This is a genomic window from Streptomyces sp. NPDC051218, assembly GCF_044455475.1.
GTDB lineage: Bacteria > Actinomycetota > Actinomycetes > Streptomycetales > Streptomycetaceae > Streptomyces.
Map to the genome: position 1 here is coordinate 559,330 of NZ_JBITEU010000004.1, position 19,917 is coordinate 579,246.

At 69.5% G+C, this 19,917-nt stretch carries 18 protein-coding genes; 15 read left to right on the top strand and 3 right to left on the bottom strand.

The window, feature by feature from the left end:
- The first annotated feature begins 82 nt into the window (after positions 1 to 82).
- The 4 genes from ACIBCK_RS16120 to ACIBCK_RS16135 are packed head-to-tail and all read left to right on the top strand — an operon-like array spanning position 83 to position 3,578.
- On the top strand, positions 83 to 1,114 hold the full coding sequence (locus ACIBCK_RS16120) for a S1C family serine protease (RefSeq protein WP_399390598.1): 1,032 nt from the start codon (positions 83 to 85) through the stop codon (positions 1,112 to 1,114).
- 35 nt (positions 1,115 to 1,149) lie between these two features.
- Positions 1,150 to 1,377 (top strand): hypothetical protein, encoded by a 228-nt coding sequence (locus tag ACIBCK_RS16125; RefSeq protein ID WP_399390601.1) that lies wholly within the window; start codon positions 1,150 to 1,152, stop codon positions 1,375 to 1,377.
- 45 nt (positions 1,378 to 1,422) lie between these two features.
- Positions 1,423 to 2,163: a response regulator transcription factor gene (locus ACIBCK_RS16130; RefSeq protein WP_367043446.1), complete on the top strand. Its 741-nt coding sequence runs from the start codon at positions 1,423 to 1,425 to the stop codon at positions 2,161 to 2,163.
- Positions 2,160 to 3,578 carry a sensor histidine kinase gene (locus ACIBCK_RS16135; protein WP_399390604.1) on the top strand — a complete coding sequence of 473 codons (1,419 nt, stop codon included), beginning with the start codon at positions 2,160 to 2,162 and terminating at the stop codon, positions 3,576 to 3,578. The genes ACIBCK_RS16130 and ACIBCK_RS16135 overlap by 4 nt, the downstream gene beginning before the upstream one ends.
- Position 3,579: 1 nt before the next feature.
- On the opposite strand, the gene ACIBCK_RS16140 is transcribed toward ACIBCK_RS16135, so the two are convergent.
- Both ACIBCK_RS16140 and ACIBCK_RS16145 read right to left on the bottom strand, forming a co-directional pair.
- The gene (locus ACIBCK_RS16140; protein ID WP_399390606.1) at positions 3,580 to 4,902 is read right to left on the bottom strand and encodes a DUF2993 domain-containing protein; all 1,323 of its coding nucleotides are present in this window, start codon (positions 4,900 to 4,902) and stop codon (positions 3,580 to 3,582) included.
- Between the two features lie 97 nt (positions 4,903 to 4,999).
- Positions 5,000 to 6,811: a bifunctional metallophosphatase/5'-nucleotidase gene (locus tag ACIBCK_RS16145; RefSeq protein ID WP_399390609.1), complete on the bottom strand. Its 1,812-nt coding sequence runs from the start codon at positions 6,809 to 6,811 to the stop codon at positions 5,000 to 5,002.
- A 282-nt stretch (positions 6,812 to 7,093) separates the two neighbouring features.
- Between ACIBCK_RS16145 and mshD the strand changes: the two genes are divergently transcribed.
- From mshD to pstB, 11 genes are all read left to right on the top strand, one after another.
- Positions 7,094 to 8,014: a mycothiol synthase gene (gene mshD / locus ACIBCK_RS16150; RefSeq protein ID WP_399390612.1), complete on the top strand. Its 921-nt coding sequence runs from the start codon at positions 7,094 to 7,096 to the stop codon at positions 8,012 to 8,014.
- Between the two features lie 91 nt (positions 8,015 to 8,105).
- Positions 8,106 to 8,531 carry a GntR family transcriptional regulator gene (locus ACIBCK_RS16155; RefSeq protein ID WP_399390615.1) on the top strand — a complete coding sequence of 142 codons (426 nt, stop codon included), beginning with the start codon at positions 8,106 to 8,108 and terminating at the stop codon, positions 8,529 to 8,531.
- Positions 8,528 to 9,427, top strand: a complete 900-nt coding sequence (locus ACIBCK_RS16160) for an ABC transporter ATP-binding protein (RefSeq protein ID WP_399390617.1) — start codon at positions 8,528 to 8,530, stop codon at positions 9,425 to 9,427. The genes ACIBCK_RS16155 and ACIBCK_RS16160 overlap by 4 nt, the downstream gene beginning before the upstream one ends.
- Positions 9,424 to 10,449: a hypothetical protein gene (locus ACIBCK_RS16165; protein WP_399390618.1), complete on the top strand. Its 1,026-nt coding sequence runs from the start codon at positions 9,424 to 9,426 to the stop codon at positions 10,447 to 10,449. Before ACIBCK_RS16160 ends, ACIBCK_RS16165 begins: the two co-directional genes overlap by 4 nt.
- Positions 10,450 to 10,661: 212 nt before the next feature.
- The gene (locus ACIBCK_RS16170) at positions 10,662 to 12,908 is read left to right on the top strand and encodes an RNA degradosome polyphosphate kinase (RefSeq protein ID WP_399390619.1); all 2,247 of its coding nucleotides are present in this window, start codon (positions 10,662 to 10,664) and stop codon (positions 12,906 to 12,908) included.
- On the top strand, positions 12,889 to 14,001 hold the full coding sequence (locus ACIBCK_RS16175; protein ID WP_399390620.1) for a CHAD domain-containing protein: 1,113 nt from the start codon (positions 12,889 to 12,891) through the stop codon (positions 13,999 to 14,001). Before ACIBCK_RS16170 ends, ACIBCK_RS16175 begins: the two co-directional genes overlap by 20 nt.
- Positions 13,998 to 14,420, top strand: coding sequence for an NUDIX hydrolase (locus tag ACIBCK_RS16180; protein ID WP_399390622.1), 423 nt, complete (start codon positions 13,998 to 14,000; stop codon positions 14,418 to 14,420). Before ACIBCK_RS16175 ends, ACIBCK_RS16180 begins: the two co-directional genes overlap by 4 nt.
- Positions 14,421 to 14,626: 206 nt before the next feature.
- Positions 14,627 to 15,757 carry a phosphate ABC transporter substrate-binding protein PstS gene (gene pstS, locus ACIBCK_RS16185; protein ID WP_399390624.1) on the top strand — a complete coding sequence of 377 codons (1,131 nt, stop codon included), beginning with the start codon at positions 14,627 to 14,629 and terminating at the stop codon, positions 15,755 to 15,757.
- A 117-nt stretch (positions 15,758 to 15,874) separates the two neighbouring features.
- Positions 15,875 to 16,897: a phosphate ABC transporter permease subunit PstC gene (gene pstC / locus ACIBCK_RS16190; RefSeq protein ID WP_399390626.1), complete on the top strand. Its 1,023-nt coding sequence runs from the start codon at positions 15,875 to 15,877 to the stop codon at positions 16,895 to 16,897.
- Positions 16,894 to 17,943 carry a phosphate ABC transporter permease PstA gene (gene pstA / locus ACIBCK_RS16195; protein ID WP_399390628.1) on the top strand — a complete coding sequence of 350 codons (1,050 nt, stop codon included), beginning with the start codon at positions 16,894 to 16,896 and terminating at the stop codon, positions 17,941 to 17,943. Before pstC ends, pstA begins: the two co-directional genes overlap by 4 nt.
- Positions 17,944 to 17,992: 49 nt before the next feature.
- On the top strand, positions 17,993 to 18,769 hold the full coding sequence (gene pstB / locus ACIBCK_RS16200; RefSeq protein ID WP_361048819.1) for a phosphate ABC transporter ATP-binding protein PstB: 777 nt from the start codon (positions 17,993 to 17,995) through the stop codon (positions 18,767 to 18,769).
- Positions 18,770 to 18,915: 146 nt separating this feature from the next.
- Here pstB and ACIBCK_RS16205 read toward each other — a convergent pair whose 3' ends face one another.
- Positions 18,916 to 19,914, bottom strand: a complete 999-nt coding sequence (locus ACIBCK_RS16205; RefSeq protein WP_399390630.1) for an anion permease — start codon at positions 19,912 to 19,914, stop codon at positions 18,916 to 18,918.
- Positions 19,915 to 19,917: the final 3 nt, after the last annotated feature.

Sequence of the window (19,917 nt, forward strand, 5' to 3'; positions counted from 1 at the left end):
TTATATGGGGCATACGAGGTTCTACCGGTGTTCTCAGGGCGCACTCAGCCGCCTCTCATGAAAACCCCGCAGCCTGGATCCCATGACAAACAGCGGCGAGTACCTCCAGCAGCAGCAGTCGTCAGCGCCTGTTCACCATGGCGGTACGCAGGGTGCGTACCCGCCCCCGCCCGCTTTCGCGCCGGAGGCGCAGGCACCGGAAGAGCCGCCGAGGCACCGGCGCCGCGCCAAGGGCCCGATGGCCCTCCTCGCCGCCGTGGCCATCGCGGCGGCGGCGGTCGGCGGCGGCACCGCCTACGCCTTCCAGGAGCTGACCGGCAAGGACGGCTCGTCGAGCAGCGCGACCAACACGAACGTCGTGCCCACGAGCCAGAAGGGCACCGTCTCCGGCGTCGCCGAGGCGGTGAGCCCCAGCATCGTGGAGATCAGCGCGCAGTCCGGCTCGGGCGAGGCCACCGGTTCCGGCGTGATCATCTCGGAGGACGGCGAGATCATCACCAACAACCACGTGATCTCCGGCGCCTCATCGGTCAAGGTGACGACGAACGACGGCAAGACGTACGACGCCGAGGTCGTCGGCACCGACAGCAAGAAGGACCTGGCGCTGATCAAGCTCAAGGGCGCCTCCGGGCTCAAGCCCGCGAGCCTCGGCAACTCCGACAACGTCAAGATCGGCGACGACGTCGTGGCGATCGGCTCCCCCGAGGGGCTGACCGGCACCGTGACCAGCGGCATCATCTCCGCCCTCGACCGTGACGTCACCGTCTCGGCCGACCAGGACCAGGGGCAGGGGCAGGGGCAGCAGCAACAGCAGGGCGGCGGCGGCAACTGGCCCTTCGAGTACGGCGGCGAGCAGTTCAACGGCGACACCGGCTCGTCGAAGACCACGTACAAGGCGCTGCAGACCGACGCCTCGCTCAACCCGGGGAACTCCGGCGGCGCCCTCATCGACATGAACGGCAACATCATCGGCATCAACTCCGCGATGTACTCGCCCAGTTCGGCGCAGGCCGGGGCCCAGTCGGGTTCCGGCAGCGTCGGCCTCGGCTTCGCCATCCCGATCAACACGGTCAAGGCCGACCTCGACACGCTGCGGTCCGGCTCGACCGACTGACCCCGACCACTCCCCCGGAGCACCTGGAGGCCGCCATGCCCGGACCCCTGATCACCGTCAACCGCGCCCGGCACGCCCTGGCCGCCGGCATCGGTTGGGGCAGCACACCCGACACCGACCCGGCGGGACTCGGCCTCCCCCTCGCCGTGGCCGGGGAACTGCACGGCGCCACCGCGACCGCCCGCGCCCCGGAGGTGGCCGCGGCCAAGGCTCCGCCCCGGCCCGCCGCACGCCGCAAGCCCCGCGCGCGCGTGCGAGGCTGATAGCGGCCCCGTCCACCACCCCGTACCCGAGGAAGTACCAAGCCGATGAGCCCCGCCGAAGGCGACCGCGAACAGCTGCGCATCCTGATCGTCGACGACGAGCCCGCCGTGCGGGAGGCGCTCCAGCGCAGCCTCGCCTTCGAGGGGTACGGCACGGAGGTCGCCGTCGACGGCGCCGACGCGCTGGAGAAGGCGGCGGCCTACCGCCCCGACCTCGTCGTCCTCGACATCCAGATGCCCCGCATGGACGGCCTCACCGCCGCGCGCCGGCTCCGCGCGACGGGCTCGGTGACGCCCATCCTGATGCTCACCGCGCGCGACACCGTGGGCGACCGTGTCACGGGGCTCGACGCGGGCGCGGACGACTACCTGGTCAAGCCGTTCGAGCTCGACGAACTCTTCGCCCGCATCCGGGCACTCCTGCGCCGCAGCTCGTACGCCGCCGCAGCGGGCCAGGCCGAGGAGGGCGACACGCTCGCCTTCGCCGACCTGCGGATGGACCTCGCGACGCGGGAGGTCACCCGCGGGGCGCGCACGGTGGAGCTGACCCGCACGGAGTTCACCCTCCTTGAGATGTTCCTCGCGCATCCGCGGCAGGTGCTCACGCGGGAGCAGATCCTGAAGGCGGTCTGGGGCTTCGACTTCGAGCCCTCCTCCAACTCCCTGGACGTGTACGTCATGTACCTGCGCCGCAAGACGGAGGCCGGGGGCGAGCCTCGGCTTGTTCATACGGTGCGGGGTGTGGGGTATGTGCTGCGGCCCGGTTCCGGCGGGGGCGTGGAGTGAAGGGCCTTGTCCGCAGGTACCGCGCGATGCCGTTGCGCTCGCGCTTGGCGTTGCTGGTGGCCACCGCCGTCGCGGTCGCGGTCGCGGCGGCAGCGGTCGTGTGCTGGTTCGTGGTGCGGAACGCACTGATCAACTCGCTGGACGACGCGCTGGGTTCCAGCCGTGTGCCGGAGGATCTGGTCCTCAGCCTGATCGACCAGGACGGCCAGTGCCGCCATGCCTCGATCGTCACCAATCGGGAGAACAACCCGAACCCGTTCAAGTCGACCGTCCAGGTCGTCGACCGCAAGGGCAACAGCTGCGTCATCTCCGGGCAGCAGTCCGTCGAGGTCTCGCCGGCGGACATCTCGGTCGCCAAGCACGAGTCCCCCCAAGCGGTCCACACCGCCACCGCGGCGAACGGCGCGAAGTACCGGGTGCTCACCTATCCCCTGGACAGGCAGCCCCTGGCCGTCACCGTCGCCCGGCCCCTGAGCGAAGTCGACGACACCCTCAACAACCTGGTCCTGGTCCTCGCCGTCGTCGCCGGAATCGGCGTCATCGGAGCGGGCGCCGCCGGCCTGTGGGTGGCCCGGACCGGGCTGCGCCCGGTCGATCAGCTCACCGAGGCCGTCGAGCACGTGGCCCGCACCGAGGACCTGGATCTGCGGATTCCCGCGGACGGCGACGACGAGATCGCCCGCCTCTCCCGCTCCTTCAACTCCATGACCGCCTCGCTCGCCTCGTCCCGCGACCTCCAGCAGCAGCTCATCGCCGACGCCGGGCACGAGCTCCGCACCCCCCTCACCTCGCTCCGTACGAACATCGAGTTGCTCGCCCGCAGCGAGGAGACCGGCCGGGCCATCCCGCCCGACGACCGCAAGGCCCTGCTCGCCTCCGTCACGGCGCAGATGACCGAACTGGCCGCGCTGATCGGGGACTTGCAGGAGCTTTCGCGCACGGACAGCGGGCAGGACGGCAAGGTGCAGGTCATCGCCCTGCACGAGGTCGTGGAGACCGCCCTGGAGCGCGCGCGGCTGCGCGGGCCCGAGCTGACGTTCACCGCGGACCTCGCCCCCTGGTACGTACGCGCGGAACCCCCGGCGCTGGAGCGGGCCATCGTGAACATCCTGGACAACGCGGTGAAGTTCGGGCCCCCCGGCTCCACCGTCGAGGTGGCCCTGCAGGGCGGCGCGCTGACCGTACGCGATCACGGCCCCGGCATCCCCACCGACGAGCTCCCGCACGTCTTCGACCGGTTCTGGCGTTCGCCGTCGGCCCGCAGCCTCCCCGGATCGGGCCTCGGCCTGTCCATCGTGGCCCGCACCGTGCACCAGTCCGGCGGCCGGGTCGCGCTGCGGCCCGCCGAAGGCGGCGGGACGGTGGCGACGGTCAGCCTGCCGGGAGCGCCCACGCCGCCCCCCGCCACGGCGTGACCTACTTGCCGATGCCGAGCCCCGTCCCGCTGAGGCGCACCCGGATGCCGTCCTTCTGCACGCTCACGTCCTGGAGCCAGACGTTCCCCTCGCCCGGCAGCTTCGGCAGCTGGAAGGCGAGCGTGAGGCGGTCGGCGAGTACGGGGCGGGTGAGCTGGGAGAGGCCCTTGAGGAGCGCGGGGTCCAGGCCCAGCTTCTTCAGGAGCTCGGGGTGGCCCATCGCGACGTCGATGAGGTTCAGGCCCATCACGTCGTTGATGAAGCGCGGCGATCCGACGAGGTCGTGGAGCTTGGTGTCGCTCTTCAGGGCGCCGCTGACCATCGAGTCGGACACCCCGAGCCGCTTGACGATCGACGGCACGGAGAGCAGGGCCTTCGCCTTGGCGGTCTCCTTGGCGAGGCGGTCCGCGGAGTCCTTGCTGAGGTGCAGGCCCTCGGACTCGCGGGTGCCGGGCCGGTAGGTCGCCAGGTCGCCGATCTGGAGGCTCATCCTGCCGATGTCGGTGGAGATGCCGCGCTCGCCGTTGCGCTGGATGCGGGCGTCGGCGCGCAGCTTCAGGTCGTGGCCTGCGACGGGCAGGGTGCCGCGCGCGAGGACCTGGTCGTTGCCGTGGCCGGTGAACGTGACCTGGGAGGCGCCCAGTTCACGGTTCAGGTCGTCGAAGGAGAGCAGCACCTCGCCCTTCATCTCACGGATGAGGGCGCCCTTGATGTCGGTGGGTCCGTCGCCCGTGATCGTCACGTCCTCGGCGGTGGCGGAGACCTGGGCGAGCGAGATCCGGTCGGCCGCGACGTCCGGGACGGTGACCTTGACCTTGTCCACGCGCTTGTCGAGGACCTGGGTCAGGAAGGGGAAGCCCTCGATGTCGACCTCGGGCGCGGCGCTCAGGTGCATGGAGTCCTTGAGCTTCTCCGCGGCCTCGTGCTCGGCGTAGAGCAGGGCCCAGCGGTCACCGAGCGCGAGGAAGGCGGCGAGGACCACGAGGGCGACGACGGCTTTCGCGGCGAGCGGGAGCCCGGCGAAGCGGTTGCGGCGGCGACGGTTGCCGCGGCGGTGGTTCGGAGGCTGCCAGGGGGCGTCTGCCCTGCGGGCTCCGGCCTCGGCCTCGTCCTCGTCGTCGGTCTCGCGGAGGAAGTCCTCCAGCGGGCCGGGTCCGGCGAGGGCGCCGAGCTCGTCGTACGGATTGAGCGGGGCGGTGGTCTCCGCGCGCGTCTCGGGTGCTGCTGATGCTTCTGGGGGAACCGATGCGGCGTGCCAACCATCAGACGGATTAGCCTGGTTGTGATCGGGCGGAAGCGTGGCTATGCGGTGGGGGGAACGCATCAGCTGATTTCACCATACGTTCACACCCCACCCCAAGCCTTACGCCCAGTAACGACCGATTTAGACCGCCTTCTGAGCGCGTCTGTTAACGCGTCATTCACTTCACGATGGTGATCCGGTCCGCCTTGGGCGGTGCGATCGGCTTGTCCGCCGAGGAGTTGGCGGTCAGGTAGTCGTTGAACGCCTTCAGGTCGTCGCTGCCGACCAGCGGCTTCGCGCCCTTGCCGAGCTCGGCGAAGCCGTCGCCGCCGCCCGCGAGGAAGGAGTTCATCGCCACACGGTACGTGGCGGCGGGATCGATCGCCTTGCCGCCCAGCTTGATCGAATCCGTCACGACACGATCGGCACCGGACTTCGTCATGTCCAGCGTGTAGGTCAGGCCGTCCGAGATCTGCAGAATCTTCGGAGATGCCTCGTTCGCCCCGCTCACCTGCTGCTTGAGCCCGGTGATCAGCTGCGCGCCGGTCAGGTCGACGAGATTGACCGTGTTGCTGAACGGCTGCACGGTGAAGCCCTCGCCGTACGTCACGACGCCGTCACCCTCACTGCCGCTCGCCTTGTGGACGAGGTCGGAGCGGATGCCGCCGGGGTTCATCAGCGCCAGATCCGTCTCGGGGTCGAGCGACGTGCCGTGCGCGAGCTGCGCGTCCGCGATCAGGTCGCCGAGCGGCGCCTCGGGGGTGGTCGCGCCACGGCCCGGGATGTCGCCGGAGATGAAACCGACGGGCTTGTTGGCGACGGGCTCGGCCAGCTTGTTCCAGCGCCCGATGAGGGAGGTCATGTCCTTGGCCTTGGCCTGCTCACGGCTGACGACGTGGTTCGCGGACTTCACCGACGTACGGACGATGTCCTTGGTCTTCCGGTCGTACGTGAGCGTCGTGTCCGTGTAGAGCTTCCCGTAGGAGGAGGCGGACGTGACCATGCGGGGCTTGCCCGACGGGTCCGGGATGGTGCAGACGTACGCGGAGTGCGTGTGCCCGGTGACCAGCGCGTCGACCTTCGGCGTGATGCCCTTGGCGATGGTGGTGATCGGGCCCGAGATGCCGTCGCCCGCGCCCGGGGAGTCACAGTCGTAGTTGTAGCTCTGCGACGCGGGGGAGCCGCCCTCGTGGAGGAGCGTGACGATCGACTTCACGCCCTGCTTGTCGAGGATCTTGGCGTACTTGTTGACCGTCTCGATCTCGTCGTGGAACTTCAGGCCCTTGATGCCCTCGGCGGAGACGATGTCGGGCGTGCCCTCCAGTGTCACACCGATGAAGCCGACCTTGACGCCCTTGTTCTTCCACACCCAGTACGGCTTGAGGATGGGCTTGCCGGTCTTCTCGTCGGTCACGTTGGCCGCGAGGTAGGGGTAGTCGGCCCCCTTGAACTTCTTGCCCTTCTCGAAGCAGCCGTCCTTGGGGTGACAGCCGCCGTTCTGCATACGGGCCAGCTCCTTGGCCCCCTCGTCGAACTCGTGGTTCCCGACGCTGGTGACGTCGAGGTCGAGCTTGTTCATCGCCTCGACCGTCGGCTCGTCGTGGAACAGGCCCGACAGGAGCGGGCTCGCGCCTATCAGGTCACCGGCCGCGGCCGTGACGCTGTAGGGGTTGCCCTTGCGGGCCGTACGGAGCGACGTGGCGAGGTACTCGGCGCCGCCCGCGTCGATCTTCTTCTCGGTCCCGTCGGGCTGCTTCTCGCTCACCTGGCCCGACGACCCGGCCGGCGGCTGGAGATTGCCGTGGAAGTCGTTGAAGGACAGCAGCTGCACGTCGACGGTGCGCTTCTTGCCCGCCGCGCCGGTGTGGTCCTGCCCGGCGCTCGCGGGCAGCGCGGCGGCCAGCGCACCGAGCGTGGCGAGAGAGGCCGCGGCGGCGAGCACACGGGTGGCGCGGCGTCTTGGCCGACGCAACTGAGGAGTAGCTGGCACGTGTCCCCCTGGGAGAGGTAAGAGACGACTGAGGGTGTGAGGCTGTGCGCAGCCTAAAGTCAACGCGCGTAGCGCGACAGGGGGTTACGGGTTACGAGGTGGTTGCCGCCGGGGGCCGTGCGGGGGGCGTTGCGGACACTTGGGACAAGCGTGACGGCGTACGGATGTGAAGCCGGCCGGGGTGCGGTGACATGGGCGCGCGCGCCGTCGTGCACTCCCCCGCGGCTGCCGAGTACGTCCGTGATCTGCTCCTCGACCGGCCGCCGCCGTACCCTCGACTCCATGACTGACGAGCAGCAGCCTCCCGCCCTGCGGCAGATCGACACCGTCGCCGCCCTCACATCCGACCAGGCCGACGCCGTGCTCGGACTCCTCGCGGAAGCTGCCCGCTCGGACGGCCAGCAGGCCGTGTCCGAGCAGGGGCGGCTGCAACTGCGGGGCGGAGCGCGGGAGGGAGTGCGGCATCTGCTGCTCAGCCTGGGCGACGAGCTCGTCGGGTACGCGCAGCTGGAGGACACCGACCCCATCGAGGCGCCGGCCGCCGAGCTCGTCGTGCACCCCGCGCACCGCGGACGCGGGCACGGCAGGGCGCTCGGCACCGCACTGCTCGCCGAGTCCGGCCGACGGCTGCGGATCTGGGCGCACGGCGGACACTCGGCCGCGCGCCATCTGGCCCAGGTGCTCGGGCTCACCCTCTTCCGCGAACTGCGGCAGATGCGCAGGTCGTTGGGCGACCTGAACCTGCCCGAGCCGGTCCTCCCCGAGGGCGTCTCCGTACGCGCCTTCGTCCCCGGCCAGGACGACGCGGCCTGGCTCGCGGTGAACGCCGACGCCTTCGCCCACCACCCCGAGCAGGGCTCCCTCACCCAGCGTGACCTGGACGACCGCAAGGCCGAGCCGTGGTTCGACCCGGAGGGCTTCTTCCTCGCGGAGAAGGACGGCGAGCTCGTCGGCTTCCACTGGACCAAGGTGCACGCGGACGAGGGCCTCGGCGAGGTGTACGTCCTCGGGGTGCGCTCCGGCGCGCAGGGCGGCGGCCTCGGCAAGGCGCTGACGACCATCGGCCTGAACCACCTGGCGGCGGCGGGCCTGCCGATCGCGATGCTGTACGTGGACGCGGACAACAAGGCCGCGGTGAGCGTCTACGAGCGGCTCGGGTTCAGCACGCACGAGACGGACCTGATGTACCGCACGGAGTCCTGAACCAACTTCTCGAGGGGCGGCGTCACTTGACGCCGCCCCTTTCTTGCACCACCCTTTCACTACTCAATTAGTGAAAGGGTGGTGCAAGGGCATGGTCGAGTTCCGTATCGACCGGCGCAGCGGCGTCGCCACCTATCTCCAGATCGTCCAGCAGACCCAACAGGCACTGCGCCTTGGCCTGTTGGAGCCGGGCGACAAGCTGCCCACGGCCCGCGAGGTCGTCGAGGCGACGGCCATCAACCCGAACACGGTCCTGAAGGCCTACCGCGAGCTGGAACGCGAGGGCCTGGTCGAGGCACGCCGCGGGCTCGGCACCTTCGTGCGGAAGTCACTGGGCTCCACGCCCACCGACTCCCCGCTGCGCGGCGAGCTGAGCCAGTGGGCCGCCCGCGCCCGTGCATCCGGTCTGGAGAGGGACGACGTCGCGGCACTGTTCAGCGCCGTACTCGAAGAGCAGTTCACGCGCTCCGGGCACACCGAGCGCACCGAACGCACAACCAAGGGGGACCACGCATGACCGACACCGCCATCGAGGCGGCCTCGCTCGCCAAGAGATACGGGCGGCGGGGCCACGCCCTGCGCGACTGCTCCTTCCGGCTGCCCGCCGGACGGATCTGCGCGGTAGTGGGACCCAACGGCGCGGGCAAGTCGACACTGCTCGCCCTCGCGGCCGGGCTGATGCGGCCCTCCGAGGGCACGCTCTCCGTCCTCGGCACCGACCCGGCCACCGCGCGCGAGCACGTCGCGTACGTCGCCCAGGACAAGCCGCTCTATCCGCAGCTCAGCATCGCCGACACGCTGCGGCTCGGCGCCGACCTGAACCCGGGGCGCTGGGACACCGAGATCGCCGAACGTGTCGTACGCGAAGGGGACTTGGACCCCAAGCTGCGCGTGCGCACACTCTCCGGTGGTCAGCGCACCCGCGTCGCGCTCGCCCTCGCGCTCGGCAAGCGCGCCGAACTCCTGCTCCTGGACGAGCCGATGGCCGACCTCGACCCGCTCGCCCGGCACCAGCTGATGGGGACGCTGATGGCGGAGGCCGCCGAGCACGGCACCACCGTGGTGATGTCCTCGCACATCGTCGCCGAACTGGCCGACGCCTGCGACCACTTGCTGCTCGTGTCCGGGGGCCGGGTGCGGCTCGGCGGCGGCATCGACGACCTCGTCGGCGCGCACGCCCTGGTCACCGGGCGCCGGCCCGTCGAGGACCTCGCCCCGCACACCGTCGTCGAATCCCGCGCCACCGGGCGCGGCCTGACCGCGCTGATAAGGCCCGAAGGCCCGGTCGGCGAAGGCTGGGAGCTCGAAGAACCCTCCCTGGAGGAACTGTTGCTGGCCCATCTGCGCTCCCCCGAGGCGCCCGCACTCCTGACACCGGGCACGACCGCGACCGAACCGGCGGTGACCACGTGACCGCGTCGACGACGGCGCCCGCACCCCGGGCACAGAGCCGCAGCACCACCCTCACCCTGCCCGGCCCGTACCGCGCCGCACTGCGCCAGCACCGCACCGCCCTGTGGATCACACTCGGTCTGCTGGTGCTCGCCATCGCGTTCCTGGTCATCAACATGCTGGTCATCTCCCACGAGGCGGATGCCTTCAGGGCGACCGGCTGCACCATCGGGATGGACATCGCCCCCGACTGCTACACCACGGTCCGCGAGTACTTCGACGCGGACTTCTCGTTCCGCCGGTACATCGACTACTCGGGCGTGGCCATCCTCGCCCTGCCCTGCCTGATCGGCCTGTTCGTCGCCGGCCCGATGATCGGGCGGGACATGGAGACCGGCACGTACAAGCTGGCCTGGACGCAGTCCGTATCCCCGGTGCGCTGGCTCACCGTCCGGCTCACCCTGTGCGCCACCGTGGTGGTCGGCTGCGGCACGCTGCTCGCCGCAGGACAGCGCCTGGCGTGGAGCTCGATGCCGGATCTGAACGGTCCGCGGACTTCCTGGTTCGAGCGCGGGATCTACGGATCCGTGGGCCCGGTAGCTGTCGCGTACGCCCTCCTCGGTCTCGCCGTGGGCACGCTCGCGGCGGTGGTGCTGCGGCGCACGCTGCCCGCGATGGCCGCAGCACTGGCCGTCACCGCGGGCGCGGTCATCGCGATGCCGCTGCTCCGGGGCCGCCTGTGGGCGACGGAGACGGTCACCTCGTCGGGCGAGTACGCGCAGGGCCCTCCCGGCAACGGCTTCGGCGTGGAGCAGGGCATGCTCACCGCCGACGGCCGACGGCTGCCGGAGTCCGTGTGCTCGAACTACGCAGGCCAATTCAGTCAGTGCCTCGACAAGCACCAAGTCACCGGCTGGTACAACGACTTCCACCCCTCGTCCCACTTCTGGCCGCTCCAGCTCGTGGAGACGGGGATCCTCCTCGCGCTCGCCGCAGCGGCGACGTACGCCGCGTTCCGCGTGCTCCGACGCCGCGCCGCCTGAGTTGCGCACCTCCCCCGGACGTGTGGACGTCCGGGGGACTCCGGCACATGTCCCGCACGTCATGTCGCCGTAACCAGTGATTCAGACTGGCTTGCGACCCTCGCTCAATGCAGCCCGCCGTGCCCGACCCTCCCCCCATGAACGGGAAGCTCGTCCTCACCCCGGCACTCTCCGACGCGCCTATCGTGCCCCCCGCGCGGAAGAATGGGTCCATGAGCCAGCCCAGCACCCAAGGTCAGGTCCAGCACGCCCAGCCTTCCGTAGGCTCCATCGCCGCGCATCGCCCCCACACGCTGTCCGCCGCGGTCTCCGACCTCGACCCCGACATCGACGCGGATCTCGACGCCTACGACGAGGACGGCCAGGTAGGACACGACGGCCAGGAGCTTCCGCAGGGCCGGTTCCTGGACCGGGAGCGCAGCTGGCTCGCCTTCAACGAGCGGGTGCTCGAACTCGCCGAGGACCCGAACACCCCGCTCCTCGAACGGGCCAATTTCCTGGCGATCTTCGCCTCGAACCTGGACGAGTTCTTCATGGTCCGGGTGGCAGGCCTGAAGCGGCGCATCGCGACCGGCGTCGCCACCCGTTCGGCCTCGGGCCTGCAGCCCCGCGAGGTCCTGGAGCTGATCTGGAACCGCTCCCGCGAACTCATGGCCCGGCACGCCGCCTGCTACCAGGAGGACGTCGCCCCCGGCCTCGCCGACGAGGGCATCCACCTGGTCCGCTGGAACGAGCTGACCGAGAAGGAGCAGTCCCGCCTCTTCACGCTCTTCCGGCAGCAGATCTTCCCCGTCCTGACCCCGCTGGCCGTGGACCCCGCGCACCCCTTCCCGTACATCTCGGGGCTCTCGCTCAACCTCGCCGTGGTCGTGCGCAACCCGGTGTCGGGACACACCCACTTTGCACGCGTGAAGGTCCCGCCGCTACTCTCCCGCTTCCTTGAGGCCTCCCCCCAGCGGTACGTCCCCATCGAGGACGTCATCGCCGCACCCGCGCACCTCGCGGAGCTCTTCCCGGGCATGGAGATCCAGGAGCACCACATGTTCCGGCTCACCCGGAACGAGGACCTGGAGGTGGAGGAGGACGACGCCGAGAACCTCCTCCAGGCCCTGGAGAAGGAGCTCATGCGGCGCCGCTTCGGGCCGCCGGTGCGCCTGGAGGTCGAGGAGTCCATCGACAGGAACGTCCTCGACCTCCTCGTACGCGAGCTGAAGATCAGCGAGGCGGAGGTCTATCCGCTGCCGGGTCCGCTCGACCTGACCGGGCTCTTCGGCATCTCGTCCCTGGACCGGCCCGAGCTGAAGTACCCGAAGTTCATCGCGGGCACGCACCGCGACCTCGCCGAGGTGGAGTCCGCGTCCGCGCCGGACATCTTCGCCGCCCTTCGCGAACGCGACGTACTGCTTCACCACCCGTACGACTCGTTCTCCACGTCCGTGCAGGCCTTCCTGGAGCAGGCGGCAGCCGACCCGGACGTCCTCGCGATCAAGCAGACGCTGTACCGCACCTCGGGCGACTCCCCGATAGTCGACGCTTTGATCGACGCCGCCGAGTCGGGCAAGCAGGTGCTCGTCCTGGTCGAGATCAAGGCGCGCTTCGACGAGCAGGCGAACATCAAGTGGGCGCGGAAGCTGGAGGAGGCGGGCTGCCATGTCGTCTACGGCCTGGTCGGCCTGAAGACGCACTGCAAGCTGTCGCTCGTCGTCCGCCAGGAGGGCGAGACGCTGGTCCGCTACTCCCACGTCGGCACCGGCAACTACCACCCCAAGACCGCCCGTCTCTACGAGGACCTGGGGCTGCTCACCGCCAAGCAGGAGGTGGGCGCCGACCTGTCCGACCTCTTCAACAGGCTCTCGGGATACTCGCGCCGCGAGACCTACCGCCGTCTCCTGGTCGCCCCCAAGTCCCTGCGTGACGGGCTCATTTCACGCATCGAGAAGGAGATCCAGCACCACCGCGCGGGCCGCCCCGCCTACGTACGCATCAAGGTCAACTCGATGGTCGACGAGGCGGTCGTGGACTCGCTCTACCGCGCGTCGCAGGCGGGTGTGCCGGTGGACGTGTGGGTGCGCGGGATCTGTGCCGTGCGGCCCGGCGTCGCCGGGCTCTCGGAGACGATCCGGGTCCGCTCCGTGCTCGGCCGCTTCCTGGAGCACTCCCGCGTCTTCGCCTTCGGCAACGCGGGCGAGCCCGAGGTGTGGATAGGCAGCGCCGACATGATGCACCGCAATCTCGACCGCCGCATCGAGGCGCTGGTCAGGGTCACCGACCCGGCACACCGGGCGACGCTCAACCGGCTCCTGGAGACCGGTATGTCTGACACCACCGCCTCCTGGCACCTGGGCGCTGACGGCAACTGGACCCGGCACGCGCTGGATCCGGAGGGCCAGCCCCTGCGGAACGTACAGGAGATGCTCATAGACGCCCGGAGGCGCCGGCGTGGCACAGCTAAACCATGAGACGACGACAGGCGATGTCCTGTCGGCCTATCTGCAGGGCCAGGCCACGGAGTTCCTGCGCTCGCTTCGGCTGCACCGCGAGTCGTCGACGGACGCGCAGGGCGCCGAGGAGTCCCTGGAGGCGGCCCGCGCCCTGCGCCGCGCGGCCCGCCGCATCGGCGGCACCCTGCACACCTTCCGTCCGCTCCTGGACCAGGAGTGGGCCTCGGGCCTGCGCCCCGAACTGGCGTGGCTCTCCGGCACTCTGGCCCGCGAACACGCGTACGCGACCCGCTTGGAACGCCTGCTGGACGCACTGCATCGCTTGTCGGGGGCGCCGGGGGTGCCAATGCCCACGGATCATGCAGCCGTCCCTGCTGTGGGCAGGCGTTCCGCAAGGCGATGGGGGTCCCCCCGCTCGAGCGGAGCCGAGAGTGGGGGAGGGTGGGCACAGCCCACACCGCCGGGTGCGGAGCAACAGAGCGGGACTCCAAGGGGCCTGACCGTAGGCGCAGCCAAGGCCGCAGCACTGCTGGAGCGCCAATTGACCCTCGCCCGCACGCGGGCCCACTCCACAGCCCTCCAAGCCTTCGGCTCCTCCCGCTTCCACGCCGTGGCGGACAACGTCGCCGTACTGGCGAGCGAGGTCCCGCTGACCAAGGCGACGGAGGATCTGAAGCCGCTGGCGGCCAAAGCCGAGGAGAACCTCGCCGAAGCCGTCGCCGCCCTCCCCCTCGGCCAGGCAGGCCACCCGTACAACGCGGAAGCCCTGACGCACGGCCTCGCGGCGGCCGAGGCCCCCGAGGCCCAGGACGCCCCCTGGCTGAAGACCCGCGCCCTCCTGCGCCTGCACAGGTACGCCCAGGAAGTCCTCACCCCGGGCCCCGGCGGTGACCTGCGCCTCGCGGAAGCAGGCCAGGCCCTGGACCGCCACCGCGAGGCCGCGGACGCCGCGTCGGCCGCGGCCTCGGCCGCCCGTACCCCCCGCATCGCCCCGGCGACGGCGTACGCACTGGGCGTTCTGCACGCCGACCAGCGCCACGAGGTGGAGGCGGCCCGCTTCGCGTTCCATCAGGCCTGGCTCCGCGAGACGGAGGCGGTGAGCACCCCATGACACTCGAAGGGGACGAGGTCGTCCGGGCCGCGGGCTGCGTCCTGTGGCGCCACTCCCCGCACGACGGCCGCCTGGAGATATGCCTGGTCCACCGTCCGAAGTACGACGACTGGTCGCACCCCAAGGGCAAGCTGAAGCGGTCCGAGACGCCCCTCGCGGGCGCCCTGCGGGAGGTCGAGGAGGAGACCGGCCACCGCTGCACCCCCGGCGCCCGGCTCCCCACGGTCCGCTACCTCGCCCAGGGGCGCCCCAAAGAGGTCAGCTACTGGGCGGCGGAGGTGGCGGACGGCCACTTCACGCCCAACAACGAGGTCGACCGCATCCTCTGGCTCTCGCCGACAGCGGCCCGCAACCGCCTCACACAACCCCGCGACCAGCAGCTTGTCGACGCTCTGCTCGGGGTACTGAACCCCGCGTGACTGATCCGCTACTTTCCGTAGCGCGCCGCCTAACCAGGCCGCCCTCCGAGGTTCACCCTCCGTTCACTCATGCCCATCGGCCGCTTCACCTGCCCTGCCTAATTTCAGCCTTACAAGACGACGTAGGACCGTAAGACCGCAACGAAGACGAAGACCTCGCACGCCGCCAGCAAAGGGCCGGCGGCTCCCGGAAGGAAAACCCGAAAGTGAAGCTTCAGCGCAAGAACCGGCTCCGCGCCCTCTCCCTCGGCGCCATCGCCGTCTCCGGCGCCCTGGCCCTCACGGCGTGCGGCTCCGACGACACGAGTGGTGGCAGCGGGGGCACCGGCAAGGAGTCCACCGCCAACGCCAACATCAAGTGCGATGACGCCAAGGGTCAGCTCGCGGCCTCCGGTTCGTCCGCGCAGAAGAACGCGATCGACGCCTGGCGCAAGGTCTACTCGACCGCCTGCAAGGACGTTCAGCTGAACTACAACCCGACGGGTTCCGGCGCCGGCATCACCGCGTTCATGCAGGGCCAGACCGCCTTCGCGGGCTCCGACTCCGCGCTGAAGCCCGAGGAGATCGCGGCGTCGAAGAAGGTCTGCAAGAACAGCCAGGCCATCGACCTGCCGATGGTCGGCGGCCCGATCGCCGTCGGCTACAACGTGCCCGGCGTGGACAACCTCGTCCTGGACGCCGAGACCCTCGCCAAGATCTTCGACGACAAGATCAAGACCTGGGACGACGAGGCGATCAAGAAGCTGAACCCGGACGCCAAGCTCCCCGGCACCAAGATCCAGGCGTTCCACCGCTCGGACGAGTCCGGCACCACGGACAACTTCACCAAGTACCTCAAGGGCGCGGCCCCCTCCGCCTGGTCGCACGAGCCCGGCAAGTCCTGGGAGGCCAAGGGCGGCCAGTCCGCCAACGGCTCCTCCGGTGTCGCGGGCCAGGTCAAGCAGACCGCCGGCGCCATCTCGTACTTCGAGCTCTCCTACGCCGCCGACGGCATCAAGACGGTCGACCTGAAGACCGACGCCAAGGAGCCGGTGAAGGCCACCGTCGACAACGCCTCCAAGGCCATCTCCGAGGCCAAGGTCGTCGGCAAGGGCAACGACCTCGCCCTGGAGCTCAACTACAAGCCCACCGCCGAGGGCGCGTACCCGATCACCCTCGTGACGTACGAGGTCCTCTGCGAGAAGGGCAACAAGGCGGAGACCCTCGCGGCGACCAAGTCCTTCCTGACCTACATCGCCGGCGAGGACGGCCAGAACGTCCTCAAGGAGAACGACTACGCGCCGATCCCGGCCGAGATCATCGCCAAGGTCCGCACGGCCGTCGCGGGCCTGAGCTAGCTGAACCGAGTGCGGCCGGCCCGGCGATCCAGGGCCGGCCGCACCGTCCGGTGCACCGCCGCCAGGAGCAACGGCCGCTGAAGAAGCGGTGACCGGCTCCGCAGACCGGAGAATCCCATGGATATACCAAGCAGTACGACCGCACCTCCACCCCTCAATGACGTGCAGCCCTCGGCCATCACCCCGAAGCGTCCCCGCCGCAGCGCGACCCGCCCCGGCGACCGGATCTTCCTCGGCCTCTCGCGCGGCTCCGGCATCACGCTGCTCGTGATCATGGCCGCCATCGCGGCCTTCCTGACCTACCGTGCGGCCCTCGCGCTCTCGGACAACACGGGCAACTTCCTCACCACCTTCGAGTGGGACCCGGCCGGTACGACCACCGCGGGCAAGCCGTTCTTCGGCATCGCGGTCCTGGTCTTCGGCACCGTGGTGAGCTCGGTGATCGCCCTGGCGATCGCCGTCCCCGTGGCCATCGGCATCGCGCTGTTCATCTCGCACTACGCGCCGCGCAAGCTGGCCACCCCGATCGCCTTCGTGATCGACCTCCTGGCCGCCGTGCCGTCGATCGTCTACGGCCTCTGGGGCGCCCTCGTGGTCGCGCCCAACCTGACCGGCCTCTACAGCTGGCTCGACGACTACTTCGGCTGGACCGGCATCTTCGAGTACCAGGGCGGCGCCCCGCGCTCCCTGATGACGGTCGGCATCCTGCTCGCCATCATGATCCTGCCGATCATCACGAACGTCAGCCGTGAGGTCTTCCTGCAGGTCCCGAAGATGCACGAGGAGGCCGCGCTCGCGCTCGGCGCCACGCGCTGGGAGACCATCCGCATGTCGGTGCTCCCCTTCGCACGCTCGGGCGTCATCTCCGCCTCGATGCTGGGCCTGGGCCGTGCGCTCGGCGAGACGATCGCCGTCGCCACCGTGCTCTCCCCGACCTTCCTCATCAGCGCGTCCGTGCTCGACCCCGGCGGCGGCACCTTCGCGCAGAACATCGCCAGCAAGTTCAACGAAGCCACCGAGTACGGTCGTGACGCGCTCATCGCATCCGGCCTGGTCCTCTTCGTCATCACCCTGCTGGTCAACGGCGCGGCCCGCCTGATCATCGCGCGCCGCAAGGAGTACTCGGGGGCCAACGCATGAGCGCCACCATCGTCAAGCCCACGAGCCTGCAGGGCGCCCGCCTCCCGCGCTGGACGCCGGTCGTCGTCGCCCTCGGATCCGTCGCCGTCGCCGTCGGCATCGGCATGGGGGCCGGCCTCGACAGCCGTATCCAGTGGGGCCTGATCGCGGCCATCCTCTTCCTCGTCGCCTCGTACCTCCTCGCGGTCACCGTCGAGGGCGGACGCCAGGCCAAGGACCGCCTCGCCACCTCGCTGGTGTGGGTCATGTTCCTGCTGGCCGTCGTGCCGCTCGCCTCGCTGATCTACGAGACCGTCGAGCGCGGCTCGAACGTCTTCAACGGCTACTTCCTGACCCACTCCATGGGCGTCGTAGCGGACGACGAGCCCGGCGGCGGCATCTACCACGCGATCATCGGCACCCTGGAGCAGGTGCTCCTGGCCTCCGTGATCGCCGTGCCGATCGGCCTGCTCACCGCGATCTACCTCGTCGAGTACGGGCGCGGGAAGCTCTCCAAGGTCGTCACGTTCTTCGTGGACGTCATGACCGGCATCCCGTCGATCGTCGCGGGTCTGTTCGTCCTCAGCTTCTGGATCCTGATCCTGGGCTTCGACTTCTCCGGCTGGGCAGGCGCCATGGCGCTCGCCATCCTGATGATGCCGGTGATCGTGCGCTCCACCGAGGAGATGCTCAAGCTCGTCCCGAACGAGCTGCGGGAGGCGTCACTCGCCCTCGGCATCCCGAAGTGGCGGACCATCCTCAAGGTGGTCCTGCCCACCGCGATCGGCGGCATCACCACGGGCGTCATGCTCGCGGTCGCCCGTATCGCGGGCGAGACCGCACCGGTGCTGCTCCTGGTCTGGGTGAACCCCATGATCAACATGAACCCGTTCGAAGGCTCGCAGGCCTCGCTGCCGCTGTACATCTACCAGCAGTACGGGGCCGGCAACCAGGCGGGTTACGACCGCGCCTGGGCAGCGGCGCTCGCCCTCATCGGCTTCATCATGATCCTCAACCTGGCGGCCCGCGGCGTAGCCCGCTGGAAGGCCCCCAAGACGGGCCGCTGACGCGGCCACTCAGCGACCCTCTCGTAACCCCCTTAAGGCAGTGATCCCCATGGCCAAGCGAATCGACGTATCGGGCCTGACCGCTTACTACAGTGCCCACAAGGCCATCGAGGACATCTCGATGACCGTGGAGCCCCGCTCCGTGACGGCCTTCATCGGCCCCTCCGGCTGCGGCAAGTCCACCTTCCTGCGCACCCTCAACCGCATGCACGAGGTCACCACCGGTGGCCGCGTCGAGGGCAAGGTGCTCCTGGACGACGAGGACCTCTACGGTCCCGGTGTCGACCCGGTCGCCGTGCGCCGCACCATCGGCATGGTGTTCCAGCGCCCCAACCCGTTCCCGACGATGTCGATCTTCGACAACGTGGCGGCGGGCCTGCGGCTCAACGGCTCGTACAAGAAGAGCGAGCTGAACGCCATCGTCGAGAAGTCCCTCAAGGGCGCCAACCTCTGGAACGAGGTCAAGGACCGCCTGAACAAGCCCGGCTCCGGCCTCTCCGGCGGCCAGCAGCAGCGTCTGTGCATCGCGCGGGCCATCGCGGTGGAGCCCCAGGTGCTCCTGATGGACGAGCCCTGCTCGGCCCTGGACCCGATCTCGACGCTCGCCATCGAGGACCTGATCGGCGAGCTGAAGGAGCGCTTCACGATCGTCATCGTGACGCACAACATGCAGCAGGCGGCGCGCGTCTCGGACCGTACGGCCTTCTTCAACCTCGCGGCGGTCGGCCAGCCCGGCAAGCTCGTCGAGATCGACGAGACGGAGCGGATCTTCTCCAACCCGTCCGTGCAGGCGACCGAGGATTACATCTCGGGCCGCTTCGGATAAACCCTGTAGAGCACAGACTCCCCGCGGTGCTGCATGGCGGTGCCACCGCAGGGGCAACAAGAAAGGCCCGCCCCCTGGCTCCCGGGGGGCGGGCCTTTCCGTCGTTCTCTTCGCTTTTCTTCGCTTTTCTTCGCTTTCCCGTACCGCTACAGGAAAGCCAGGTTCACGAGCCAGAAACTGGCGGCGGCCACAATGGCGGCCGCGGGCATCGTGATGAACCAGCCCAGGATGATGTTCTTGGCGACGCCCCAGCGCACGGCATTCACACGCTTCGTGGCACCCACACCCATGATCGCGGAAGTGATCACGTGCGTGGTGGAGATCGGCGCGTGGAACATGAACGCGGTGGTGAACATGATGCCCGCGCCGGTGGTCTCGGCGGCGAATCCCTGCGGCGGATCCAGCTCGATGATCTTGCGGCCGAGCGTACGCATGATGCGCCAGCCACCGGCATACGTACCGAGCGACAGCATCAGCGCACAGGCGATCTTGACCCAGATCGGAATGGGCGCGTCGGCGTCCTGCACATCGGAGATGACCAGGGCCATCACCACGATGCCCATGGTCTTCTGCGCGTCCTGCAGGCCGTGTCCGAGCGCCATACCGGCCGCGGAGACCGTCTGCGCGATGCGGAATCCGCGCTTGGCCTTGTGCGGGTTGGACTTGCGGAACATCCACATGATCGCGCACATCACCAGATAGCCGGCGACGAGGCCGACGACGGGCGAGATGAACATCGGAATGACGACCTTGTCGAGCACGCCCGACCAGATCACCCCGATCCCACCGGCGAGCGCGGCTCCGACCATTCCGCCGAAGAGCGCGTGGGAGGAGGAGGAGGGAAGCCCGAAATACCAGGTGACGAGGTTCCAGACAATGGCGCCCACCAGGGCGGCAAAGAGGATCCACATTCCCTTGTTGCCGTGCGGCGTCTCGATGAGCCCCTTACTGACCGTCTTGGCGACGCCGCTACCCAGAAAGGCACCGGCGAGGTTCATGACGGCGGCCATCGCGAGTGCCGCGCGGGGTGTCAGCGCACGGGTGGAGACGGAAGTGGCGATGGCGTTCGCGGAGTCGTGAAAGCCATTCGTATACGTAAATCCGAGCGCGACGCCAATGGTCACGATCAAAGCAAAGGTGTCCATGGA